20 protein-coding genes, 1 tRNA gene and 4 pseudogenes are annotated in these 23437 nt (G+C 65.9%); 18 read left to right on the top strand and 7 right to left on the bottom strand.

Going from position 1 to position 23437, the window contains the following annotated elements; genetic code table 11:
* Positions 1-10: 10 nt before the first annotated feature.
* From OL239_RS09815 to mmsB, 4 genes and pseudogenes are all read left to right on the top strand, one after another.
* A pseudogene (locus OL239_RS09815) lies at positions 11-1233 on the top strand (kynureninase).
* A gap of 191 nt (positions 1234-1424) precedes the next feature.
* Entirely contained in the window at positions 1425-2555 is a 1131-nt protein-coding gene (chvE, locus tag OL239_RS09820) for a multiple monosaccharide ABC transporter substrate-binding protein (protein ID WP_268908796.1), read from the top strand.
* A 67-nt stretch (positions 2556-2622) separates the two neighbouring features.
* Positions 2623-4191, top strand: coding sequence for a multiple monosaccharide ABC transporter ATP-binding protein (gene mmsA, locus OL239_RS09825; protein WP_442864129.1), 1569 nt, complete (start codon positions 2623-2625; stop codon positions 4189-4191).
* Positions 4188-5435, top strand: coding sequence for a multiple monosaccharide ABC transporter permease (mmsB, locus tag OL239_RS09830; RefSeq protein WP_268908798.1), 1248 nt, complete (start codon positions 4188-4190; stop codon positions 5433-5435). The genes mmsA and mmsB overlap by 4 nt, the downstream gene beginning before the upstream one ends.
* 155 nt (positions 5436-5590) lie before the next feature.
* Here mmsB and OL239_RS09835 read toward each other — a convergent pair whose 3' ends face one another.
* The 5 genes and pseudogenes from OL239_RS09835 to OL239_RS09850 form a co-directional block, all read right to left on the bottom strand.
* The gene (locus OL239_RS09835; RefSeq protein ID WP_268908799.1) at positions 5591-5995 is read right to left on the bottom strand and encodes a universal stress protein; all 405 of its coding nucleotides are present in this window, start codon (positions 5993-5995) and stop codon (positions 5591-5593) included.
* Between the two features lie 43 nt (positions 5996-6038).
* Positions 6039-7443 (bottom strand): annotated as a pseudogene (locus tag OL239_RS09840) (APC family permease).
* A 165-nt stretch (positions 7444-7608) separates the two neighbouring features.
* On the bottom strand, positions 7609-8466 hold the full coding sequence (locus OL239_RS09845; protein ID WP_329609179.1) for a hemolysin family protein: 858 nt from the start codon (positions 8464-8466) through the stop codon (positions 7609-7611).
* Positions 8467-8483: 17 nt separating this feature from the next.
* A complete protein-coding gene (locus OL239_RS19480; protein ID WP_329609180.1) occupies positions 8484-8915 on the bottom strand; it encodes a CNNM domain-containing protein in 432 nt (143 codons plus the stop codon).
* 166 nt (positions 8916-9081) lie between these two features.
* A tRNA-Leu gene (locus OL239_RS09850) sits at positions 9082-9164 on the bottom strand.
* Positions 9165-9309: 145 nt separating this feature from the next.
* Between OL239_RS09850 and OL239_RS09855 the strand changes: the two genes are divergently transcribed.
* Together OL239_RS09855 and OL239_RS09860 are read left to right on the top strand one after the other, a co-directional pair.
* Positions 9310-10629 carry a M20/M25/M40 family metallo-hydrolase gene (locus OL239_RS09855; protein ID WP_268908801.1) on the top strand — a complete coding sequence of 440 codons (1320 nt, stop codon included), beginning with the start codon at positions 9310-9312 and terminating at the stop codon, positions 10627-10629.
* A 9-nt stretch (positions 10630-10638) separates the two neighbouring features.
* Positions 10639-11796: an acyl-CoA dehydrogenase family protein gene (locus OL239_RS09860; protein WP_268908802.1), complete on the top strand. Its 1158-nt coding sequence runs from the start codon at positions 10639-10641 to the stop codon at positions 11794-11796.
* 4 nt (positions 11797-11800) lie between these two features.
* On the opposite strand, the gene OL239_RS09865 is transcribed toward OL239_RS09860, so the two are convergent.
* Positions 11801-12034 carry a DUF5703 family protein gene (locus tag OL239_RS09865; protein WP_268908803.1) on the bottom strand — a complete coding sequence of 78 codons (234 nt, stop codon included), beginning with the start codon at positions 12032-12034 and terminating at the stop codon, positions 11801-11803.
* Positions 12035-12075: 41 nt separating this feature from the next.
* On the opposite strand from OL239_RS09865, the pseudogene OL239_RS09870 reads away from it, so the two are divergent.
* From OL239_RS09870 to mshC, 3 genes and pseudogenes are all read left to right on the top strand, one after another.
* Positions 12076-12312 (top strand): annotated as a pseudogene (locus tag OL239_RS09870) (hypothetical protein); the annotation flags it as partial.
* Between the two features lie 222 nt (positions 12313-12534).
* On the top strand, positions 12535-13359 hold the full coding sequence (locus OL239_RS09875) for an undecaprenyl-diphosphate phosphatase (RefSeq protein ID WP_268908804.1): 825 nt from the start codon (positions 12535-12537) through the stop codon (positions 13357-13359).
* 22 nt (positions 13360-13381) lie between these two features.
* Positions 13382-14665 (top strand): cysteine--1-D-myo-inosityl 2-amino-2-deoxy-alpha-D-glucopyranoside ligase, encoded by a 1284-nt coding sequence (gene mshC, locus OL239_RS09880; protein ID WP_268908805.1) that lies wholly within the window; start codon positions 13382-13384, stop codon positions 14663-14665.
* Positions 14666-14707: 42 nt separating this feature from the next.
* Here mshC and OL239_RS09885 read toward each other — a convergent pair whose 3' ends face one another.
* Positions 14708-15586, bottom strand: coding sequence for a PAC2 family protein (locus OL239_RS09885; RefSeq protein ID WP_268908806.1), 879 nt, complete (start codon positions 15584-15586; stop codon positions 14708-14710).
* A gap of 103 nt (positions 15587-15689) precedes the next feature.
* Between OL239_RS09885 and OL239_RS19485 the strand changes: the two genes are divergently transcribed.
* The 9 genes and pseudogenes from OL239_RS19485 to prcB all read left to right on the top strand — a co-directional run bounded on the left by OL239_RS19485 (position 15690) and on the right by prcB (position 23436).
* Complete coding sequence (locus tag OL239_RS19485; RefSeq protein ID WP_329609182.1) at positions 15690-16055, top strand: HAD family hydrolase; 366 nt, start codon at positions 15690-15692, stop codon at positions 16053-16055.
* The gene (locus tag OL239_RS19490; RefSeq protein WP_329609405.1) at positions 16022-16411 is read left to right on the top strand and encodes an HAD family hydrolase; all 390 of its coding nucleotides are present in this window, start codon (positions 16022-16024) and stop codon (positions 16409-16411) included. Before OL239_RS19485 ends, OL239_RS19490 begins: the two co-directional genes overlap by 34 nt.
* The gene (locus OL239_RS09895; protein ID WP_329609184.1) at positions 16408-17193 is read left to right on the top strand and encodes a site-2 protease family protein; all 786 of its coding nucleotides are present in this window, start codon (positions 16408-16410) and stop codon (positions 17191-17193) included. The genes OL239_RS19490 and OL239_RS09895 overlap by 4 nt, the downstream gene beginning before the upstream one ends.
* Entirely contained in the window at positions 17121-17570 is a 450-nt protein-coding gene (locus OL239_RS19495; RefSeq protein WP_329609185.1) for a hypothetical protein, read from the top strand. The genes OL239_RS09895 and OL239_RS19495 overlap by 73 nt, the downstream gene beginning before the upstream one ends.
* 193 nt (positions 17571-17763) lie before the next feature.
* Entirely contained in the window at positions 17764-18852 is a 1089-nt protein-coding gene (locus OL239_RS09900) for a tRNA (adenine-N1)-methyltransferase (RefSeq protein WP_268908807.1), read from the top strand.
* 103 nt (positions 18853-18955) lie between these two features.
* Complete coding sequence (gene arc / locus OL239_RS09905) at positions 18956-20719, top strand: proteasome ATPase (protein WP_268908808.1); 1764 nt, start codon at positions 18956-18958, stop codon at positions 20717-20719.
* A gap of 14 nt (positions 20720-20733) precedes the next feature.
* Positions 20734-22323, top strand: a pseudogene (gene dop, locus OL239_RS09910) (depupylase/deamidase Dop).
* Positions 22324-22380: 57 nt separating this feature from the next.
* Positions 22381-22608, top strand: a complete 228-nt coding sequence (locus OL239_RS09915) for a ubiquitin-like protein Pup (protein WP_268911730.1) — start codon at positions 22381-22383, stop codon at positions 22606-22608.
* 3 nt (positions 22609-22611) lie between these two features.
* A complete protein-coding gene (gene prcB / locus OL239_RS09920) occupies positions 22612-23436 on the top strand; it encodes a proteasome subunit beta (protein WP_268908809.1) in 825 nt (274 codons plus the stop codon).
* Position 23437 lies beyond the last annotated feature (1 nt).

The following is a 23437-nucleotide window of genomic DNA, read 5'->3' on the forward strand; positions in this document are numbered from 1 at the left end:
GGGTGCCCACATGATGAAACTGGACAAGCTGCTCACCACTGCCCGGGAACTGGATGCCGGTGATCCGCTGGGGCACTTCCGGAATCGTTTCCTGGAGGCCGACGGGGTGGTTTCCTACCTGGACGGGAACTCGCTCGGCCGTCCCCTGCGGGCGACGGCCGAGCACCTGCAGGGCTTTGTGCGAGGGCAGTGGGGCGGCAGGCTCATCCGCGGCTGGGATGAGCAGTGGCTTGAGCTGCCGGAACGGCTCGGTGACGAGTTGGGGGCGGTGGCCCTCGGGGCCGCCGCCGGCCAGTGCATCGTGGCCGACTCCACCACCGTCCTGCTGTACAAGCTGGGCCGGGCCGCGGTTGCTGCCCGGCCGGGGCGCAGCGAGATTGTGCTCGACGCGGACAACTTCCCCACGGACCGCTACGTCATGGAAGGCATCGCGCAGGAGTGCGGACTGACCCTGCGCTGGGTTGCGGCGGACTACGACGGCGGGGTCACGCCCGAAGCGGTGGCAGCGGCCGTGGGCCCGCAGACGGCCCTGGCCGTCTTCAGCCACGTGGCCTACCGCTCCGGTTTCCTTGCCGACGCTGCCGCCGTCACGGCCGTGGTGCACGACGCCGGGGGGCTGGTGCTGTGGGACCTGTGCCATTCCGCCGGCGTAGTTCCGGCGGAGCTTGACGCGTGGGGCGTGGACTACGCCGTGGGCTGCAGCTACAAGTACCTCAACGGCGGTCCGGGCGCGCCGGCCTGGGCTTACGTGGCCCACCGCCACCAGGAGGACTTTGCACAGCCGATCCAGGGCTGGCTGGGCAGTTCCGATCCCTTTGGCATGGCGCAGGGCTATGTTCCGGCGCCGGGAATCCGCCGCCTGGTGTCCGGGACGCCCCCGGTGCTCGGGATGCTGCCCATCCAGGACATGGTTTCACTGCTGGCCGAGGCGGGCCTGGATGCGGTGCGGGCGAAATCGGTGGCGCTTACCGAATACGCCCTGACGGCCGTGGAGGCGCTGCTGGTGCCGCGCGGCGTCGTCGTGGCCTCTCCGCGCCCGGCGGAGCGGCGCGGCAGCCACATCACCATCGACCATCCGTCCTTCAAGCCGTGACTGCGGAACTCTGGAAGCAGGGGGTGATCCCTGACTACCGGAACCCGTCGGGCATCCGGCTGGGGCTGTCGCCGCTGTCAACCTCTTTCGAAGAAACGTTCACCGGGGTGGCCGCCATACTGGCGGAACTGCAGCGCTGACTGCCGCCCAATTCCCCATCCGGCCCGCGCGAATTGACAATCGGCATGAGCCGGGAGCAATAATGTTAGCGCTCACATCAAAATGTGATGCAGTTCTCACTATCGATCCCGCTGAGTTCGCTGCCGCACGGCAAAGCGCAGGACCCGGCAGTTTATCCGCTAGACAACGATGTCCATCGAAAGGCTCCTTCGTGAAAATCCGTAAACTCCTTCTCAGCGTGACTGCCGGTATCCTGGCCGTCTCCGTTGCAGGCTGCGGCTCCGGCTCCGGCCGCGGCGGCGCCGATTCCGATAGCGCAGGGTCCGGCGACAATGCCGGTGCGCTGGTGGGTATCGCGATGCCCACCAAGACCTCCGAACGCTGGATCAAGGACGGCGACGCCATCAAGGCCGAACTCGATGGCCTCGGGTACGAGACCACCCTGGAATATGCCGACGACGACATTCCCACCCAGGTCCAGCAGGTCTCCAACATGATCACCAAGGGCGCCAAGGTCCTGGTCATTGCCGCCATCGACGGCACCGCCCTCAGCGACCAGCTGGACAACGCGGCGGACGCCGGCATCAAGGTGATCGCCTATGACCGCCTGATCACGGGCAATGAGAACGTGGACTACTACACCACCTTCGACAATTACACCGTGGGCGTGCAGCAGGCCACCTCCCTGCTCACCGGGCTGGGTATCCTCGACGCCGAGGGCCAGGACACCGGGGCCACGGAACCGAAGAACATCGAGCTCTTCGCCGGCAGCCCCGATGACAACAACGCCAACTTCTTCTATGACGGTGCCATGGATACCCTGCAGCCGTACATCGACAAGGGCACCCTCGTGGTCCAGAGCGGCCAGACCGGCTTCACCCAGATTGCGACCCTGCGCTGGGATCCGGCCACCGCCCAGAAGCGCATGCAAAACCTGATCGCCAGCACGTACTCGGGCGGCGAAAAGGTCGACGGCGTCCTCTCCCCGTACGACGGCATTTCCCTGGGCATCATTTCCGCCCTCACCGGCTCCGGCTACTCGGCCGATGCCCTGCCCGTCATCACCGGCCAGGACGCCGAGGCGGCCTCCGTGAAGTCCATCATGGACAACCAGCAGTACTCCACGATCTTCAAGGACACCCGGGCCCTGGGCGAACAGGCTGTGGCCATGGTCGATGCCGTGCTGAAGGACGAAGACCCCGAGGTCAACGACACCGAGACGTACGACAACCAGGTCAAGATCGTACCGACCTACCTGCTGGACCCGATGGTGGTCACCAAGGACAACTACGAGGAAATCCTCGTCGACAGCGGTTACTACGAGGCCTCCGACCTCAAGTAACTCCCTACCACCGCGGGGTCCCGGCGGCAGCCCGAACACGGCCGCCGCCGGGACCGCCGGCAAGGACATGAACGTGAACGCGAATATTCTTTCCATGCGGGGAATCACCAAGTCCTTCCCCGGGGTCAAAGCGCTCCAGGACGTCTCCCTGGAAGTCCGGCAGGGGACCGTGCACGCCATCTGCGGAGAAAACGGCGCCGGGAAATCCACCCTGATGAAGGTCCTCTCCGGGGTCTACCCGGCCGGCACCTATGAGGGCGGGATCTATCTGGAGGGCGAGCTCCAGGAATACAAGGACATCAAGGATTCTGAAGCCGCGGGTGTGGTGATCATCCACCAGGAGCTGGCACTGAGCCCGTTCCTCTCCATTGCGGAGAACATCTACCTGGGCAACGAACAGTCCCGGGGCGGTTTCATCGACTGGCACCGGACCAACCTCGAAGCCGCGAAGCTCCTGGAACGGGTGGGCCTGGCGGAGAACCCGGCCACGAAAATCCAGGACATCGGCGTGGGCAAGCAGCAGCTGGTGGAAATCGCCAAGGCCCTGTCCAAGCGGGTCAAACTGCTGATCCTGGACGAGCCCACGGCTGCACTGAACGATGAAGACTCCGAGCACCTGCTCGGGCTGATCAAGGACCTGCGCGCCGACGGCATCACCTGCATCATCATCAGCCACAAGCTGAACGAGATTAAGGCGATCGCCGACGCCGTCACCATCATCCGCGATGGCCGCACCATCGAGACACTGGACATGCAGGCTGACGAGATTTCCGAGGAGCGCATCATCCGCGGAATGGTGGGCCGCGACCTGGACAGCCGGTACCCGGACCACACGCCGGTCATCGGCGAAGAGGTCCTGCGCATCGAAGACTGGACCGTGCACCACCCGCTGGACCGTTACCGCAAGGTGGTTTCCGGCGCGAACCTGCACGTTCGTGCCGGTGAGATCGTGGGCATCGCCGGTTTGATGGGCGCCGGCCGTACGGAATTGGCCATGAGCGTGTTCGGCCGCAGCTACGGCCACAACATCAGCGGCCGCCTGTATAAGAACGGCCGCGAAATCACAATGAAGAACGTCGGCCAGGCTATTGCACACGGCCTGGCCTATGCGACGGAGGACCGCAAGCGGTACGGGCTGAACCTTATCGAGGACATCAGGCGCAACATCTCCGTCTCGAGCCTGAACAGGCTCTCCGCCCGCGGCTGGGTGGACCCGTACCGGGAACACCTGACAGCGGAAAAATACCGGACCAGCATGAACATCAAGGCACCCTCGGTCCTGGCCCTGACCGGAAAGCTCTCCGGCGGAAACCAGCAAAAGGTGGTGCTGTCCAAATGGATCCACACCAATCCCGACGTGCTGATCCTCGACGAGCCCACCCGCGGCATCGACATCGGCGCCAAGTACGAGATCTACACCATCATCAATGAACTGGCGGACCAGGGTAAGGCGGTCATCGTGATCTCCTCCGAGCTGCCGGAGCTGCTGGGAATCTGCGACCGTATCTACACCCTGGCTGAGGGCCGTATCACCGCCGACGTCCCGCGGGAAAAAGCCAGCGCCGAATACCTCATGCAGTACATGACCCGCGATGCCAGGACTCCTGCCGCCGCGACAGACAAGGAACGCCAATGAGCACTCTCACCGACAAGGGGCCGTCCGCCGGCGCCCCCGCACCGAAGGAACGTCCGGCAGGGATTGTCGGCACCGCCCTGAACTACCTGACCGGGCAGCTGCGCCAGGTGGGGCTGTTCATCGCGCTGATTGCCATCATCATCTTCTTCCAGATCGCCACCAACGGGATCACGCTGGCTCCGATCAACGTCTCGAACCTGATCATCCAGAACAGCTACATCCTGATCCTCGCCGTCGGCATGGTCCTGGTGATCATTGCCGGGCACATTGACCTGTCAGTCGGGTCGGTTGTGGCCTTTACCGGCGCTGCCGCAGGCGTGATGATCACCCAGTGGGGACTTCCCTGGTGGATGGCCGCCGTGCTGTGCCTGGTCCTCGGCGCCGCCGTCGGAGCCTGGCAGGGGTTCTGGATCGCGTACTTCGGGATCCCGGCCTTCATCGTGACGCTGGCGGGAATGCTGACCTTCCGCGGGCTGACCCAGATTGTCCTGCAGAACCAGCAGATTTCCCCGTTCCCGGACCAGTTCCGTGACCTGGGCAGCGGGTTCCTGCCCGATCTGGGCGGAGGGACCAGTTTCCTGGAGCCGCTGACCGTGATCATGGGTGTGCTGGCCGCCGCCGCCCTGGTGGCCTCGGGCATCCGCCAGCGGATGGTCCGGCGCCGCCACCAGCTGGTCGACGAGCCGATGCTCTGGTTTGCCGCCAAGCTCGTCTTCACCGCCGGCCTGCTCCTGTTCATCACCTACCTGCTGGCCAGTTACCGCGGCATGCCCATCGTCCTGGTCATCCTGGGACTGCTGACGGTCGGTTACTCCGCCGTCATGAACCGCAGCGTCTGGGGACGCCATATCTACGCCATGGGCGGGAACCTGCACGCCGCGGATCTCTCCGGCATCAATACCAAGCGCACCACCTTCACCGTTTTCATCAACATGGGTGTCCTGGCCGCACTGGCCGGTTTGGTCTTTACCGCGCAGCTGAACCTGGCCAGCCCCAAGGCCGGTGAAGGCTTTGAACTTGACGCCATCGCCGCCGTCTTCATCGGCGGAGCCGCAGTGACCGGCGGCATCGGCCGGGTCACCGGAGCCATCATTGGCGGGCTGATCATCGGCATCCTGAACAACGGCATGTCCATCATGGGTGTGGGTACCGAATACCAGCAGCTGATCAAGGGACTGGTGCTCCTGGCAGCCGTGGCCTTCGACGTATTCAACAAGCGCCGCGGATCCACCTCCATTACCTAGCCCGGCACCGGCGCGGCGCCCGCTGGAACGCGAATCCTTCCGGCACCGGCGCATCGTGAAAGAAAGTGGCCGGCACCCGGAAACGGGTGCCGGCCACTTGTGCGTCCGCGAATCCGCGGCCGCGGGCGCCAAGCGCACGAATCAGGCGCTAAGCGCTAGCTGTTGGCCTTGACCGCCAGGACCGGGCAGTCCGCCTGGAGCAGCACGCGCTGCGCCGTGCTGCCCAGCAGCATCTTGCCGACCGGGGTGCGGCGCCGCAGCCCCAGGACAATCAGCTCGACGCCGGGGCCGCCGGCAGCCTTGAGCAGCTCTTCGGCGGGATCGTAGTCACCGACCGGGTGGACCAGTGTGTAGGACGTTCCAGCCGTGCGGAGCTCTGCCTCGAGTTGTTCCAGCGCGGCATTGTTGGCTTCTTCCTGCTCCTGGTGGTGCAAGCCGTGGCGGGGAAACGCCACGTTCACGATCACCAGCTGCGCGGAACGGGCGCTGGCCTCCCGGCGGGCGGCGTTCAGCGCGGCCGTCCCCTCGGGGGTGGGAAGAAATCCGACGACAATACTCATGGTGCTCCTGACCTAGGGGGTGGAAAAGCGGGCGGGGACGGACTCAGCCGCGGAGTTCTTCGGCGTCTGAAAAGCGGGTCTTCTTGGCGCGCACGGCCCGGTTCCAGAACCAGGTCAGCACCCACAGCAGCAGGCCCAGAAGCAGCAGCAGTCCGGCAATCTGGTATTCAATCGGGTCCTGCGCCCACGGGCCCAGCAGGAACGCGCAGGTGAATACGCCGACGTACGGAAGGAACCCGGGGAGCGGAAGTGCTTGCCCTCGTGCGGCGTGCGGCGCAGCACCAGGCAGGCAATGTTCACCACGGTGAACACCGCCAGCAGCAGCAGCGCCGTGGTCCCGCCCAGCGCGGTGACGGTCTCTGCGCCCATGAAGTTGGTAACGAGGATGATCAGCCCCAGCGCGATGGCGGTGGTGAAAAGGATGGAAGCCCACGGGGTGCGGCGGCCGCGGAGGACCTTGGAAAGCGAACGGGGAAGCACATCCTGCTTCGCCATGCCGTAGAGGAGGCGGCTGGCCATGAGCATGTTGATCAACGCGGTGTTGGCCACGGCAAAAATGGACAGGAACGGATAAATGAGGTCAACCGGCAGGTTGGGCGCTCCCGTGCGGACAACCTCCAGCAGCGGAGTGGCGCTTTCGGACAGCTGTCCCACGGGCACGATGGCGACCGCGGCAATGGACACCAGCAGGTAGACAATCAGGGTGATGCCGAGCCCGGTCAGCATGACCTTGGGGAAAATCCTGGCAGGGTCCCGGGTTTCCTCGGCCATATTGACGGAGTCCTCAAAACCCACCATGGAAAAGAACGCAAGGGAGGTGGCAGCCGTCAGGGCGAGGAAGACGCTCTTGTCGCCATCGGTTTCAAACACCATGACCCGGGAGAAATCCACATTTCCCTGGCTCATCGCCCAGAATCCGATCAGGATGACAATCAGGAGTCCGGTCAGTTCGACAATCGTCAGGACCACATTAAACTTGATGCTCTCTCCGACGCCCCGCAGGTTGATGGCGGCGAGCAACAGCATAAAGATGACCGCCACCCAGGTAACGCCGGTCTGGCCCCACTCCAGGTTGAAGCCGACGATGAAGTTCTCGCCCAGGAACTTGGCGGCCGTCGAGGCGGAGGTAATTCCGGAACTCAGCACGGCAAAGGTGACCAGGAACGTCACGAAGTGAATACCAAAAGCCTTGTGGGCGTAGAGCGCGGCACCGGCGGCCTGCGGGAATTTGGTCACCAGTTCCAGGTAGGACAGCGCGGTGATGGTGGCAACGGCGAACGCCACCAGGATGGGCGCCACGCGGCACCGCCGATTTCACCGGCGACCTGGCCGGTCAGGGCATAGACTCCGGTGCCAAGGATGTCGCCGACGATGAAGAGCAGCAGAAGCTTGGTCCCCATCACCCGCTTGAGTTCGGGTTCCCCGGAGCTGATTTTTGTATCGCCCATGGCTGGTTTCCTGCTTTCTGTGTATTTCTCATGCGGCCCGGGACGTGTATCCCGAAAACCGGTCACGGCCCGCTGCCCGACGCCATTATGGGGCAAAGCAATGTTACGGGAATGGACGGGACTATGCGTAAGCAAGGAGGAGGGCAAGCCTGCTGTGGATTTGCGTCAGCCGGGCACTGGGGGCCCGGGGATCACCCGCACCGCGGCTATGCGCCGGCGCTGAACGCTGAGCACCTCCAGCCGGGCCCCCGGAGCATCCACAACGTCCCCGGGCCGGGAAACCCTCCCCAGCCTTTCCATAATGTATCCACCGACCGTTTCATACGGACCCTCCGGAAGGGAGATGCCGGTCAACCGGTCAAACTCCTGCAGTATCAGTGCTCCGTCAACCACCAGGTCCCCGCGGATCCTGCGGTGCCTGTCCTCCGGATCCCGCGACGTGTCGTACTCGTCGTAAATCTCGCCCACCAGTTCCTCCACCAGGTCCTCCAGCGTGACAATGCCGTCCGTCCCGCCGTATTCATCCGCAACCACGGCAATATGGCTGCCGTCCCGGCGCATCCTGGACAGTGAGGGGACAACCGCCGCAGTACCCGGGAGAAAGAGGATGGGGCGGGCAATGTCCGCGAGTGTCCGCTCCGATGCGCCGCCGCTGTCGTCGCCCTCCCGCAGCAGGTCCCGGACATGGACAAAGCCGATGATGTCGTCGGGGGAGTCCCCGATCACCGGATATCTGGAATAGGGCAGCTGATGCACAGCTGCGCGGGCCTGCGCTACCGTGAGGTCCGCTGCCAGGAACCGGACCTCGGGCCGCGGCCGCATCACCTCCTGCAGCAGCCGGCTGCCGGCGCCGAAGACGTCGGACAGGATCCGGCGGCTGTCTTCGGCCAGGACCGGACTTGCCACCACCATGTCCCAGAGCTCCTGGGTGGTCACCGGCGGCGTCTTGACCTTCGGATCCCCGCCCAGCAGCCGCACCACGGTGTCCGTGGACAGTGACAGCAGCTTGATCACGGGCCGCATGACGACGGCAAACACGTTCAGGGAGGCGCCAGGAGCCGGGCGAAGCGCTCCGCGTTCTGCATAGCCAGGCGTTTGGGCACCAGCTCGCCGAAAACCAGGGACAGGTACGCCACGGCCAGGGTGAGAAGGACAAAGGCTGCCGCGTTTGCCGCAGCCGGTGCAAGGCCAAGCCGCCCAAGGGCCGGCGCCACCGCCGGCGCCAGGGCGGACGCTCCGTAGGCGGCGGAGAAGAAACCCGAGAGCGTGACCCCAATCTGGATGGAGGAGAGAAAGAGGTTGGGATTGCGGGCCAGCTCAGCAATTTTCCGGCCGCCGGGCCCCGATGCCTCGATCCGGCTGATTTGGCTCTCCCGCAGCGACACCAGGGCCATCTCCGTGCCGGCGAAAATTCCTCCCAGCAGGACGAAGAACACTACAAGAAGCGCGTTGATGAGCGTGCTGTCATCCATGTTCAGAGCGTACCGGTGCCTGCAGGCCGCTGACAGGTTCGGGGAGCTGCCCTGCCCGCCGCCGCCGGCTTCGGGCGGCTGCAGGTGGGCGGAATCACATCCGGCCGCGGCTGCGGGAAAAACAAAAATACCCCCGGAATCCGAAGATTCCGGGGGGTAGATATTGTGCGCGGAGGGGGACTTGAACCCCCACCCTCGTTAGAGGACTAGCACCTCAAGCTAGCGCGTCTGCCATTCCGCCACCCGCGCCGGGTGTTTGCCGCAAGCTCTTCAGTCGTTCAAAAGCTGCGGAAGCAACGGGAAAAACTCTAACACGGTTTTGGGCCGGACCGTAAATCGGTGCTGGTCAGCCCTCCGGTGGCTAGGCTGGCACCAAGCAAACGAAGGAGAAACCATGTCTGAGTCCACTGCGCGCGGAACAACCGCCGAAGACGAGGTTACCCGGATCTGCCGGGAGCTGATCCGCTTCGACACCTCCAACTTCGGTGACGGCTCGGGGCCGGGGGAGCGGGCCGCCGCGGAATACACCGCAGGCCTGATCGAGGAGGCCGGGCTGCACGCGGACCTCTTCGAATCCGCTCCCGGCCGGGCGTCGGTAGTAACCCGCATGGAAGGCACTGATCCGTCGCTCCCGGCCCTTGTGGTGCACGGGCATCTGGACGTCGTGCCGGCGCAGAAGCAGGACTGGACAGTGGACCCGTTCAGCGGCGAGGAGCGGGACGGACTGATCTGGGGGCGCGGCGCCGTCGACATGAAGGACATGGATGCCATGATCCTTTCAGTCATGCGGGATATGGCCCGCACCGGAAGCAAACCGAAGCGGGACCTCATCTTCGCTTTCTTCGCCGACGAGGAAGCCGGCGGCAAATACGGGGCAACCTGGGCGGTGGAAAACCGCCGTGAACTCTTCGACGGCGCCACCGAAGCCATTTCGGAAGTGGGCGGGTTCTCCGCCACGATCGGCGGCAAGCGCACCTACCTGCTGCAAACGGCGGAGAAGGGTATTTCCTGGCTGCGCCTGGTCGCCCACGGGCGCGCCGGCCACGGTTCGCAGATCAACACCGACAACGCAGTGACCCGGCTTGCCCGGGCCGTTGCCACGATCGGGGAATACCCCTGGCCGATCGAACTGACCGACACGACGCGGGCCTTCCTGGACGGCGTGACGGAACTTACCGGCGCCGAGTTCGATCCCGACAACCCGGAGCGGCTGCTGGCGGAGCTGGGCACCGTGGCCCGCTTCGTGGGGGCAACCCTGCAGAACACCGCCAACCCGACAGTCCTGACGGCCGGTTACAAGCACAACGTCATCCCGGGTACCGCCGAAGCCCTCATCGACGTCCGGACCCTGCCCGGACAGGAGGAGCAGGTGCTGGCAATCATCAAGGATCTTGCCGGCCCGGGGGTGGACGTGAGCTACGAGCACAAGGATGTTTCACTGGAAGTGCCGTTCAAGGGCAACCTCGTGGACTCCATGGTGTCCGCGCTGCAGGCGGAGGATCCGGGTGCACCGGTCCTGCCCTACACGCTCTCCGGCGGCACCGACAACAAGTCCCTGAGCCGCTTGGGGATCACCGGCTACGGCTTTGCGCCGCTGCGGCTTCCCGAGAGCCTGGACTTCACCGGCATGTTCCACGGCGTGGACGAGCGGGTCCCGGTCGATTCCCTGAAATTTGGCACCCGGGTGCTGAACCGCCTGCTGACCGGATATTAGGAGACACCCGTGGATCCCGCCGACATCCTGACGCCCGAGCTCCTGGACCGCCTGCGCAGCCGCGCCGCCGGGTATGACCATGACAATGCCTTCTTCGCGGAAGACCTCGACGACCTGCGCGCCGCGGGCTACCTCTCCCTCTTTACACCGGAAGCGGCCGGAGGAGCGGGGTTCACCATTCCCCAAGTGGTCCAGGCCCAGCGGCTGCTGGCCACTGCCGCCCCCGCCACGGCGCTGGCCGTGAACATGCACCACGTCTGGTGCGGGGTGGCCCACCTGCTGTCCCTGCGCGGTGATGACTCGCTGGCTTTCGTCCTCGATGATGCCGCCAGGGGTGAGCTGTACGCTTTCGGGGTCTCGGAGCCGGGCAACACTGCCGTGCTCTTCGATTCCTTCACCGCCGCCCAGCCCCTGGGCGACGGATCCTACGCGTTTACAGGAACAAAGATCTTCACCAGCCTTTCCCCGGCCTGGACCCGGCTGGGCATCTTCGGCCGCGACGACTCGGATCCGCAGGAGCCCCGGCTGGTCTTCGGGTTCGCGCCGCGGGGAACCGAAGGGATCACCGTCAAGGATGACTGGAACACCATGGGCATGCGGGCGAGCCAGTCCTGCACCACCGTCCTGGACAACGCAGTGCTGGAAGCTGACCAGCTGGTGCGCACCACGCCGGTGGGTCCGCACCGCGACGCCTTCGTGTTCGGCATTTTCAGCCTCTTCGAAACACTGCTCTCAGCCGTGTACACCGGAGTGGGGGACCGCGCCGTCGAGCTGGCTGTGGAAGCTGCGCAGGGGCGGACGACGGTGGGAGGCGCCCCGGTCGCCCACGATCCCCACACGCGGTGGAAGGTGGCGGACGCCGCCATCCGGATGGACGGAATCCATCCGCAGCTCGAGGCGATTGCCCGCGACCTGGAGGCCGGCACCGACCACAGCAGCCTCTGGTTCCCCCGGTTGTCCTCCCTGAAGTACCGGGCCACGGAAACGGCGCGCTCCGTCGTCGAAACCGCCGTCCGGGTTTCGGGCGGGCGAAGCTACTTCCGCGGAGCGGAGCTGGAACGCCTGTACCGGGACGTCCTGGCCGGCATGTTCCATCCGTCCAGCGAAGACTCGGTCCATGCCTCCGTGGCAAATGCGTGGCTGGGGCCGGTTCCGGACGGCGCCTGAAGGGTCAGGCCGTCCGCCGGACGCGCATCACGCGCCGGCGCAGCCAGAAACGCCTGGCTCCGCCGCGGTAAATGCAGCTGCGGTGCAGCTCCCACTTGCCGTATTCGGCATGCTCCCTAATGAGGCGCCGGGCGTCTGAGACTGAATCGCCGGGGTTTACGGAGACCACGAGGTACTCGTAGTCCCGTAAGTTCTCGTCTGGCCGGCGCACGCCCGGCCGAAGAATTTGTTCGCGCATATCCCTCCAATTTTGCCTGCTTAACCGCTAACGTCTAGGGCATGAGCATAGATCCGCACGTCGCGCTCCAATCACTCATGGCCGCCCTCGAAGAGCACCTCACCGCTGCTTCCCAGCGCCGCGGGGACAAGGACCCGCTGGTCGAGACAGCCTATCTGGCGGTGGCGGATGCCTTCGAGGTTTATGAGGAGGTCCTCTATGACGCCTACGGCGAGGTGACGCCGCTGGAAATCTATGAAGACGACGACGAGGAGTTCGACGGCGAGTTCGCCGACGACGGCGGGCGGTCCTCGGGGTCCAGCCCGGCCCGTAAACTCCGGCGGGGCGCCGGAGCGGCCGCGCAGCGCCGGTTTCACCCCCGTCAGCGCCGGTTCCCCCCGGCAGCGGCCGGTTTCACCCCCGCTAATCGGGTGTTCCGCCTGTGACCTGCGGCGCTTCCCGGCCCCGCCCCGGACGGCCAGGCACGGACCGCCGGCGTCCGTGGCCTAGAGTTCTATCTTGTGAATTGGTTTGAAGCGCTCTTCCTCGGCCTTATTCAGGGCCTGACCGAATTTCTCCCCATCTCATCTAGCGCCCACCTGCGGATCGTCGGTGAGCTGCTGCCCGGTGCCCAGGACCCGGGTGCCGCGTTCACCGCGATCACCCAGCTGGGCACCGAGACGGCGGTGCTTGTCTACTTTTGGAAGGACATCGTCCGGATCGTCAAGGCGTGGTTTGGGTCGCTGGCCGGACGTGTTCCGCGCAGCGATCCGGACGCCCGCATGGGCTGGCTGATCATCCTCGGCAGCCTTCCCATCGCGGTGCTGGGGCTGTTGTTCCAGGACCAGATCGAAAGCACTTTCCGCAGTCTGTGGATCGTGGCGACCATGCTGATCGTCTTCGGCATCATTTTGGCAATAGCCGACGCCGTCGGCAAGCAGCAGCGAACCCTGGACCAGCTCAGCTACAAGCACGGCATCCTGTACGGCTTCGCGCAGGCAATGGCGCTGATTCCCGGTGTCAGCCGCTCCGGTGGAACCATTACCGCCGGGCTGCTGATGGGCTACACCCGGGAGGCGGCAGCCCGGTACGCTTTCCTGCTGGCCATTCCCGCCGTTTTCGGCAGCGGACTGTACCAGCTGGTGAAATCACTGGATGAGCCGATGGTTTACGGCGGCTGGGAAACCGCGGGCGCCACGCTGGTGGCCTTTATTGTGGGCTTCATCATCATCGGCTGGTTCCTGAAGTACGTGTCCACCCGCGGCTACGGGCTCTTTGTCTGGTACCGGATCCTGCTCGGAGTCGTGATTTACGTCCTGCTGGGCTTTGGCGTGCTGAATGCGTAACAACGGAAAGTAGAGTTGACCTGTGATTGCGTGGAAAAGCTCCCCCCTGCCCGTCCTGCCCGGAAACTCTCCGGAACTGGCCCTCTACGATTCGGCCCTGCACCGGACCGTTCCCGTGCGCACCGGAGGTGCCGCCAGTCTTTATGTCTGCGGCATCACTCCCTATGACGCCACGCACATGGGACATGCCTCCACCTATGTGGCCTTTGACCTGCTGAACCGGCAGTGGCGGGACTCCGGCAACACAGTCCAGTATGTGCAGAACGTCACGGACATCGACGATCCGCTCCTCGAGCGGGCCAACGACCGGGGCCTGGACTGGCGGGAACTTGCGCAGGAGCAGACTCAGCTGTTCCGGGAGGACATGGAAGCCCTGAACGTCATTGCGCCGGACAACTACGTCGGTGCGGTGGAGTCCATTGAATGGATCGTGCCCGTCGTGGAGGATCTGGTGCGCCGCGGAATTGCCTACCGGGTCCCCGGCGAGGGCAGCGAACCCGACGGCGACGTTTACTTTTCCGTCGACGCGGCCTCGCATCTGGACACGGACGACGCCGGTGCCTGGCGGCTGGGCGCTGTCTCCGGCCTCACCGCGGAGCAGATGCTGCCGCTCTTCGCCGAGCGCGGCGGGGACCCGCTGCGTCCCGGCAAGCGCAACTCGCTGGACCCGCTGCTGTGGCGGGTTCAGCGTCCGGGGGAGCCGTTCTGGGACGGGGCGTCACTTGGATCCGGCCGGCCCGGCTGGCATATCGAGTGTTCCGTCATCGCGCAGCGTTTTCTGCCCGCACCTTTCACAGTGCAGGCGGGCGGCTCGGATTTGGTCTTCCCGCACCACGAAATGAGTGCGGGGCACGCCTATGCCTGCTCCGGGACCCCGCTGGCGCGCCACTATGCCCATGCCGGAATGGTGGGCCTGGACGGCGAGAAGATGAGCAAGTCCCTGGGCAACCTCGTGCTGGTGTCCTCTCTGCGGGCCAAGGGCACCGATCCGGCCGCCATCCGTGCCGTGCTGCTCAGCCACCACTACCGCACCGACTGGTTCTGGACCGGCGAACAGCTGGCCGCGGCCGAAGAGCGGCTGTCCCTCTGGCGGCGGGCGCTGCCTGTCACCGGATATGCGCAGGCCGGCCACATGCTGGCCGACGTGCGGACAGCCCTGTCCCGTGACCTGGACGCGCCGGCCGCGCTGGCAGCGGTTGACGACTGGGCCGCCTCCGCCCTTGCCGCCCCCGCCGAAGACTCCGGCAGTGACGCTGCCGACCTGGCCGGTTCAGCCGTGGACGCACTGCTGGGAATCCGCCTCTAGCGGATCGGTTTCAGCGCCGCGCAGGCAGCGATGTTGGGGAACCTAGTCCCGCCGGCGGCGTTTGAGGTACCGCTCAAATTCGCGGGCGATCGACTCGCCGCTGGCCTCCGGCAGCTCGGCGGTGTCCTTGGCTTCTTCAAGCTGCCGGACGTACGCGGCAATTTCGGGATCCTCGGTAGCCAGTTCATCGACCCCTCGTTCCCAGGCGTCGGCCTCATCCGTCAGCAGGCTGGTGTCCAGGGGAGCCTGCAGCAGTTCTTCGATGCGGTGGAGCAGTGACAGCTGAGCCTTCGGCGAGGGGGAGTGCCCCACATAGTGGGGGACCGCCGCCCACAGTGACACCGCGGGGATGTCGGCGAGCCCTGCCATTTCGGCGAGCACCCCCACAATGCCGATCGGCCCCTCGTAGTGCGAGGACTCCACCTTCAGGTCCGCCCGCAGGCCGCCGTCCTCGCAGGTGACCGTGACCGGAATGGGGCGGGTGTGCGGCACATCGGCGAGCAGCGCGCCGGCCAGGACAATGCAGTCGACCCCAAGTTCCTTCGCAAGGGCAATCAGCTCGGCCGTGTAAGCGCGCCACTTGTAGGAGGGCTCCACTCCGGAAACAAAGATGACGTCCAGGTTACTGCCGGGAACTTCGGCCCGGGAAATGCGGGTGGTGGGCCATTTGATTCTGCGTTCTCCGGACGCCAGCCGTTCTATCACAGGGCGGGTGAACTGGAAATCGTAATATTCGTCGGCGTTCAGGCTTGCGATCTTCTCGCTTTCCCAGAACATGCTCAGGAATTTCACGGCATCGCTGGCGGCCTCTCCGGCGTCGTTCCAGCCTTCGAAAGCAGCCAGCATCACCGTGGTGCGGTCCTGGGGGCCGCCGAAAGAATCCTGGAGACCAAGGGGCGGGGTTTTGTCGGTATTGCTCACAGACTCACCATAAGCCCAGCACGCCGCGCTGTCAGGACCGGGGACGGGCATCGCCGGAAGCGGGGTAAACCCGGGGGCCGGCAGGCCCAGTAGACTGGTACGCATGTCTTCCACTGTCCCGGCACCCCTGCACACCGAACCCGAAAATGGCCCGCTCCAGGCGGTGTTGTGGGACATGGACGGAACCATTGTCGACACGGAACCATACTGGATCCAGGCGGAAAAGGATCTCGTGCACTCTTACGGCGGTTCCTGGACCGACGCCGACGCCGAGATGATGATTGGCCAGGCGCTGACTTTCAGCGCCGGCCTCCTGCAGAACGCCGGCGTTCCCCTGGGCATCCGCGAGATCATCGACCGCCTGATCGGGGCCGTGGTGGAACAGGTGCGGCGGAACGTCCCTGGCGTCCCGGCGCACGGGAGCTGCTCGCGGAGCTGGCGGCAGCCGGCACCCCGTGTGTCCTGGTGACCATGTCCGAGGCAGCTCTGGCCGAGGAGGTCTGCAGCCGGCTGCCGGCCGGAACCTTCTCCTTCCTGGTCACCGGTGACATGGTCAGCCGGGGCAAACCCCATCCGGAGCCGTACCAGCTGGCTTTCGACCGGCTGGCCGCGCAGATCCCGGGGCTGGCCAAAGGCCGGGTGCTCGCCATCGAGGATTCCTTCCCGGGCGTCACTTCCGCCCGTGCCGCGGGACTGGTCACCCTCGGTGTACCGCACTTCGTTCCGCTGCCTCCGGATGACAGCCGGCACGAGTGGGACACCCTGGCCGGAAAAACGGCGGCAGACCTCGCTTCCCTGGTGCATGCCGAGGCGGCTGCCCGTTGAGCGGCGGCGGTGCCGAAACTCCGGAGCCCGTCCGGAGCGACGGAATCCCGCTGGGCCGCATCGCCGGCGTGCCCGTCTATCTTGCCTATTCCTGGTTCATCATTGCGGCGCTGATCGTTCTCTTTTTCGGCCCGCTTGTCGGGCGGAACTTTCCGTATTTGGGTGCCGGGGCGTATGCCGTCGCCCTGGGCTACGCCCTCCTGCTCCTGGTGTCCGTCCTCGTCCATGAACTGGCGCACGCCCTGACCGCCAGGGCCTACCGCTGGCCGACCGCGAAGATTGTCCTGACCCTTTGGGGCGGACATACCCAGTTTGGCCACGTCCGTTCCACCCCCGGCCCCTCGCTGCTGGTGGCACTGGCCGGACCCGCCGCAAACTTCCTGCTGGCCGGTGTTGGCTGGATCATCCTCCTGGCGGTCCCGCTTCACCCGGTGGGTTACCTGCTGGCGGAAATCCTCATCTGGGCCAACCTCCTGGTCGCCATCTTCAACATCCTGCCCGGACTGCCGCTGGACGGAGGGCGAATCGTTGAATCCGCGGTGTGGAAAGCCACCGGTTCACAGGACCGGGGAACCGTCGCCGCCGGATATGCCGGACGCATCATCGCCGCCGCCCTCGCCGCCGCCGTCATCCTGCCCCCTACCTGCGGCAGCAGGAGCCGGACCTGCAGGTGGTCCTGCTCACTGCGCTCGTCTCGGGAATGCTCTGGATGGGTGCCGGCGCCAGCATCAGCAACGCCCGTCTGCGGCTGCGCCTGCCCTCCATCAGCGCCGGTGCGCTGATGGCCCCGGCAGTGTCGGTGCCGGCAGCTTCGTCGGTTTCCGGTGCCCGGGAAATGCTGGCGGCCCACCCCGGCGCCACCCTCGTGATTACCGCGCCGACCGGCCAGCCGTGGGCCGTTGCCGACGCCGGAGCCCTGGCACAGGTGCCCGCGCAGCTGGCCGCTGCCACACCCGTTGACGCCGCCGCCAGGCCGCTGGCCCCGGGCGCCTACGTTCCGGCCGCCGCTGCGGGTTCTGAACTCGTGGACTACCTCGCTAAACTTCAGGGCAGTGAGTATGCGGTGATCGACCGTGACGGCGGCGTTGTGGGACTGCTGACGCAGGCTGCCGTCCTCGACGCCATGAACACCAAGCCGGCCAAACGGCGTACTTCCTAATGCTGATCTGACACCGGCTGTTCCGGCCCGGTGAGCCCCGGATTGCGCCTGGGCCGCGTCGTACGGCCGGATCCGCAGAATGCGGTGCCCGGCACGGCACCGCGCCGCCGGCTGCACCCCGCCGCTGCCCCAACACCATCATCCCCAGCTTCACCCCCAGCCAGCACCACCTAGATCCAAAGGAACGTAATCCATGAACTCGGAGACCCCGGGCCAGACAGCCGCTACAGCCCCCCACGGCGCCGACCACCGCAGGGGACCGCTGCGCCCGGGGGAGCGTGTGCAGCTTACTGACGAAAAGGGCCGGCACAGCACCATCACCCTGACCGCGGGCGGTGCCTTCCACACGCACCGCGGATTCCTGTCCCATGACGTGATCATCGGCACGCCTGAAGGCACCATCGTCACCAACACCACCGGCCAGCAGTACCAGGTGCTGCGGCCGCTGCTGTCGGACTTCGTGCTGTCGATGCCGCGCGGCGCCGCCGTCGTCTATCCCAAAGACGCCGGCCAGATTATCACCATGGCCGACATCTATCCCGGTGCCCGCGTTGTCGAAGCCGGGGTCGGCTCCGGCGCCCTGAGCATCTCCCTGCTGCGAGCCGTCGGCGACTCCGGCTCGCTGCATTCCTTCGAACGCCGCGAGGAATTCGCCGACATCGCCCGCGGCAACGTGGAAACATTCTTCGGCGGACCGCACCCGGCCTGGAACATCACGCTGGGGGACTTCCAGGAGGAAGTGGTCCGCACTGAGCAGCCCGGCAGCGTGGACCGCGTGGTCCTGGACATGCTGGCCCCCTGGGAATGCACCGACGCCGTCGCCACCGTCCTCGCCCCGGGCGGTGTGTGGATTTCCTACGTTGCCACCGTTACCCAGCTCTCCCGCACGGCCGAGGCCATCCGCGCCGACGGCAGGTTTACGGAACCGGACGCCTGGGAATCCATGGTCCGCGGCTGGCATCTGGAAGGCCTCGCAGTCCGGCCGGACCACCGCATGGTGGCCCACACCGGGTTCCTGCTGACCGCCCGCCGGCTCGCCGAGGGCGCCACCGGACTCGTGGCCAAGCGCCGCGCATCGAAGACCAATTTCAGCCAGGAGGACCTGAACGCGTGGACGCCGGCCGCCGTGGGCGAGCGCGAGGTCTCCGCCCACAAACTGCGCCGGGCCGCCAAGGACGCCGCCTCGAAGATCCAGCGCGGTGCGCTGGAAAAGGCTGAAAAGTACGGGGCGGATCAGGACGGTACGCCGGAAACCCCTAGCCGCAATCAGGTTGCCGGATAACCGGGGGACGGCAAAGACAAGAGGTCACAACCCGTGTGTTGCCTGCGTTGCTGGGCTATCGTCAAATCGATAGACCCTGCGCAACGTGAAGGTGGTCGCAACCATGGCTGAAGCAGAAAACACGGTCAACCCCGGGGCCGACGATCCGCGCGGGTACTTCCGCGGAACCCCGGCTTCCGGCACTGACGCGCAGCAGTTGGCTGTGCTGCGGGACAAGCTGCGGAACGTGGACCGGCAACTGTCGGCGCTGACGCACAACAATGCCCGGCTGGTGGCGATGCTGGAGACGGCAAAGGCGGAGATCATCCGCCTGAAGGACGCCCTCGAAAAGGAGGGCGCCACGCCCTTCAGCTTCGCCACCGTCATTTCGGTGAACCACCGGGTGCCGCCCAGCAGCGGCAGGACCACCACCGCAGCCGTCCAGGACAGCCTGGACATTATCCAGTCCGGCCGGAAGCTTCGCGTATCGGTCAGCCCGCTGCTTGACATGAACCAGATTGTTCCGGGGCAGGAAGTGCTCCTCAACGAGTCCCTGGTGGCCGTGGCGTCACTGGGCTTCGAACGCAGCGGCGAGCTGTTCACCGTAAAGGAACTCCTGGGCCGGGACCGCTGCCTGGTGGTCGGACGGGCCGACGACGAACGCGTGGTCCGTCTGAACGGCCCGCTGGAAGCCGAACGGGTGCGGGTCGGTGACGCACTAACAGTGGACACCCGCATTGGCTACGCGCTGGAAAAAATTCCGCGCAGCGAGGTGGAGAACCTGGTCCTGGAGGAAGTCCCGGACATCTCCTATTCGGATATCGGCGGTCTTGGCCCGCAGATCGAGCAGATCCGTGACGCCGTCGAGCTGCCGTTCCTGCATCCGGACCTGTACCGGGAGCACGGTCTGAAGGCGCCCAAGGGCATCCTGCTGTACGGCCCTCCCGGCTGCGGCAAGACCCTGATCGCCAAGGCGGTGGCGCATTCGCTGGCCGCCCGCGTCATGGAGCAGACCGGATCGCTGGGCACCCGCAGCTACTTCCTGAACATCAAGGGCCCCGAGCTGCTGGACAAGTACGTGGGAGAGACCGAGCGGCATATCCGGCTGATCTTCGCCCGGGCCCGCGAGAAGGCCTCGGGAGGCAGCCCCGTGGTGGTGTTCTTCGACGAAATGGACTCCCTGTTCCGCACCCGCGGAACCGGAATCTCGTCCGACGTCGAAACCACCATTGTTCCGCAGCTGCTCTCCGAGATCGACGGCGTGGAGAAGCTGGAGAACGTCATCGTCATTGGCGCTTCCAACCGTGAGGACATGATCGATCCGGCCATCCTGCGGCCGGGACGACTGGACGTCAAGATCAAGATCCTGCGGCCCGACGCCGAAGGCGCGGCCGAAATCTTCGCCAAGTACCTGACCCCCGACCTGCCCCTGCACCGGGAGGACCTGGCGGAGAACGGCTACGACCCGCAAATGACAGTCCGCGAAATGATCCGGCGGACCGTGGAGAAAATGTACGCCGAGGACAAATCCAACGAGTACCTGGAGGTCACCTACGCCAACGGCGACACGGAAATGCTGTACTTCAAGGACTTCAACTCCGGGGCCGTCATCCAGAACGTCGTGGACCGGGCCAAGAAGTACGCCATCAAGGACCTGCTGACCCTGCACCAGCGCGGCCTGCGCATTGATCATTTGATGCGGGCCGTGGTGGATGAGTTCCGTGAGCATGAAGACATGCCCAACACCACCAATCCGGACGACTGGGCCCGTATTTCCGGGAAGAAAGGCGAGCGCATCACGTACATCCGCACCATCATTCAGGGCAAGGCCGGGCAGGAGCCCGGGCGCACCATCGAAACCACTGCCAACCCCGGACAGTATCTGTGAGCGTGCGCCGTGTCATGGGCACGGAAACCGAGTACGGCGTGCTGGCGCCCGCCCTGCCCGCAGCCAACGCCACGGTCCTGTCCAGCCAGATCATCAACGCCTATGCGGCCACGCGGCGCAGCGGCATGGGCAACTTCCGGGAACACGCTGGGACTACACCGACGAAGCTCCGCTGAACGACGCCCGTGGCTTCACCGTGCCCCGCACCGCAGCCGATCCGACCCAGCTGACGGATGCGCCGCCGGTGCTGGACGCGGAGCAAATCGCCATGGAGGGGGAGGGCCGGCGGCGCTCTACGGAGAACAGTCCGCTGACAACGCCGTCCTCATGAACATGGTGCTGTCCAACGGTGCCCGGCTGTACGTGGACCATGCCCATCCGGAGTATTCCTCGCCCGAGGTGACCACCCCGCGCGACGCCGTGCTGTGGGACAAAGCCGGCGACGCCGTGGTGCTGGCCGCCATGCGGCACATCGCCGCCGCGCCGGGCTTCTCACCGGTGAACCTGTACAAGAACAACACCGACAGCAAAGGTGCGTCCTACGGTTCCCACGAAAACTATCTGGTGCCGCGCAGCGTTCCGTTTGCCCATCTGGTGCAGGGGCTGGTGCCCTTCTTCGTCAGCCGGCAGGTCATTGTTGGCTCCGGCCGGGTGGGCAGGGGCACCAGCAACCAGCGCCAGGGCTACCAGCTGAGCCAGCGCGCCGATTTCTTCGAAGCCGAAGTGGGGCTGGAAACCACCATCCGGCGGCCCATCGTCAACACCCGCGACGAACCCCACGCCGTGGCGGAAAAATACCGCCGCCTGCACGTGATCATCGGCGACGCCAACCTCAGCGAAGTGTCGGCGCTGCTCAAAGTGGGAACCACGTCCATTGTGCTGTCCATGATCGAGGCCGGCACCGGCCCGGCTATCGAACTGCGGGATCCCGTGGGGTCCCTCCAGGCCATTAGCCACGACCCCACCCTGGAACAGCTCGTGGAACTCAAGGACGGCCGGATGGTCACCGGGCTGGACCTGCAGGAGATGTACCTGGAGGCCGCCGCCCGGCACTGCCGAAGCAGCGGCGCCGACGCCGACACCGAGGACATCCTCACCCGGTGGACGTCCCTGGTGGGCACCCTCAAGCGCGACCCGATGGAAGCCGCCTCCTCCGTGGACTGGGTGGCCAAGCTGCGGCTGCTGCAGGCCTACCGGGACCGGGACGGACTGGCGTGGTCCGACCCCCGGCTGCACCTGGTGGACCTGCAGTACTCCGACATGCGGCCGGAGAAGGGCTCTACTACCGGCTGGCGGCCCGCGGAGAAATGGAGCGGGTCCTCACTGATGCCGAGATCGCCCGGGCGGTCAACGAACCCCCCGAGGATACCCGCGCCTATTTCCGCGGCAAGTGCGTGAGCCGTTTCCCCCATGAAGTGGTGGGAGCAAGCTGGGACTCGATCATTTTCGAGCTGCCGTCGCACCGGCGCCTGCAGCGCATTCCCACCCGCGAACCGCTCCGGGGCACGCGGGCGCTGACCGAGGAACTGTTTGCCGCTTCGGCCGACGCGGAGGATTTTGTCGCCCGGCTCCTGACCGGTCCCGAACATAGCGTGGCACCATAGGACTAAGCGTCAGAGTTCGGATCCGGCAGGACACGGCAGGACCCGTCAACGGGCCGGATTCCGGCCAGGAGAGGCAACGATCATGTCAACCCAAGACCGCAAAAGCACCGCACCCCGCACCGAGGAAGAGGAACTGGAGGAGACGCCCCTCCGGCAGGGGACCCCGCCGCGGCGGCATCGCCCCAGACCGAAGGCGTGGATGACCTCCTGGACGAGATCGACGGCGTGCTGGAAAACAACGCCGAGGAATTTGTCCGGGGCTTCATCCAGAAGGGCGGACAGTAGCGGATGACCCACCGGGACCCTGCAGCAGCAGTAAACGGGGCGCCGCCGCCCTCCTTCACCGACCATCTGGCCCGCCACCATCCCGGCCTGCTGCCCTCCGCCCGGCAGCTGGGCACCGCGGGACCCGGATCAGCGGCTGCGGCAGCGCCGCAGGCCACCACCATCGTTTCCCTGACCTACGCGGGCGGCGTGCTGATGGCCGGCGACCGGCGGGCCACCATGGGCAACATGATCGCCAGCCGGCACATTAAGAAGGTCTTTCCGGCGGATACCTACTCGGTTGTCGGCATTGCCGGCACCGCCGGCCTGGCGGTGGACATGATCCGGCTCTTCCAGGTGGAGCTGGAGCACTACGACAAGATCGAGGGGACGCCCATGAGCCTGGACGGCAAGTCCAACCGCCTGGCCGCCATGGTGCGCTCCAATCTTCCCCTGGCCCTGCAGGGGCTCGCCGTCGTGCCCTTGTTTGCCGGGTACGACACCGAGCGCCATCTGGGCCGTCTGTTCTCCTACGATGTGACCGGGGGCCGTTACGAGGAGTACGAATTCCACAGCGTGGGATCGGGCTCCGTGTTCGCCCGGGGAGCGCTGAAAAAGCTGTGGCAGCCGGGCCTCGACGAGGAACAGGCGGTGGCGGTCGCCGTCGAAGCCCTCTACGACGCGGCCGACGACGACTCCGCCACCGGCGGGCCGGACCTGGTCCGGCAGCTGTGGCCGGTCGTTTACGTGGTCAACAGCGCCGGACACCGGGAAATCCCGGAACGGGAACTGCAAATGACGGCGCGGAACCTGGTTGAGCGCCGCTCCGTTGCCGGGCGGGAGAGCTGAC

Origin of the sequence: Arthrobacter sp. ATA002 (assembly GCF_026898095.1) — a bacterium.
Taxonomy (GTDB): domain Bacteria; phylum Actinomycetota; class Actinomycetes; order Actinomycetales; family Micrococcaceae; genus Arthrobacter_B.

Bases quoted from the DNA above. Each gene is read 5' to 3' on its own strand.
- OL239_RS09865 (WP_268908803.1), bottom strand. From the start codon at position 12,034: ATGCGCGAACAAATTCTTCGGCCGGGCGTGCGCCGGCCAGACGAGAAC.
- OL239_RS09835 (WP_268908799.1), bottom strand. From the start codon at position 5,995: ATGAGTATTGTCGTCGGATTTCTTCCCACCCCCGAGGGGACGGCCGCG.
- OL239_RS09845 (WP_329609179.1), bottom strand. From the start codon at position 8,466: ATGCGGCCCGTGATCAAGCTGCTGTCACTGTCCACGGACACCGTGGTG.
- prcB (WP_268908809.1), top strand. From the start codon at position 22,612: ATGACCCACCGGGACCCTGCAGCAGCAGTAAACGGGGCGCCGCCGCCC.
- mmsA (WP_442864129.1), top strand. From the start codon at position 2,623: ATGAACGTGAACGCGAATATTCTTTCCATGCGGGGAATCACCAAGTCC.
- OL239_RS19480 (WP_329609180.1), bottom strand. From the start codon at position 8,915: ATGGATGACAGCACGCTCATCAACGCGCTTCTTGTAGTGTTCTTCGTC.
- arc (WP_268908808.1), top strand. From the start codon at position 18,956: ATGGCTGAAGCAGAAAACACGGTCAACCCCGGGGCCGACGATCCGCGC.
- OL239_RS19485 (WP_329609182.1), top strand. From the start codon at position 15,690: ATGTCTTCCACTGTCCCGGCACCCCTGCACACCGAACCCGAAAATGGC.
- mmsB (WP_268908798.1), top strand. From the start codon at position 4,188: ATGAGCACTCTCACCGACAAGGGGCCGTCCGCCGGCGCCCCCGCACCG.
- OL239_RS19495 (WP_329609185.1), top strand. From the start codon at position 17,121: ATGGGTGCCGGCGCCAGCATCAGCAACGCCCGTCTGCGGCTGCGCCTG.
- OL239_RS09855 (WP_268908801.1), top strand. From the start codon at position 9,310: ATGTCTGAGTCCACTGCGCGCGGAACAACCGCCGAAGACGAGGTTACC.
- OL239_RS09900 (WP_268908807.1), top strand. From the start codon at position 17,764: ATGAACTCGGAGACCCCGGGCCAGACAGCCGCTACAGCCCCCCACGGC.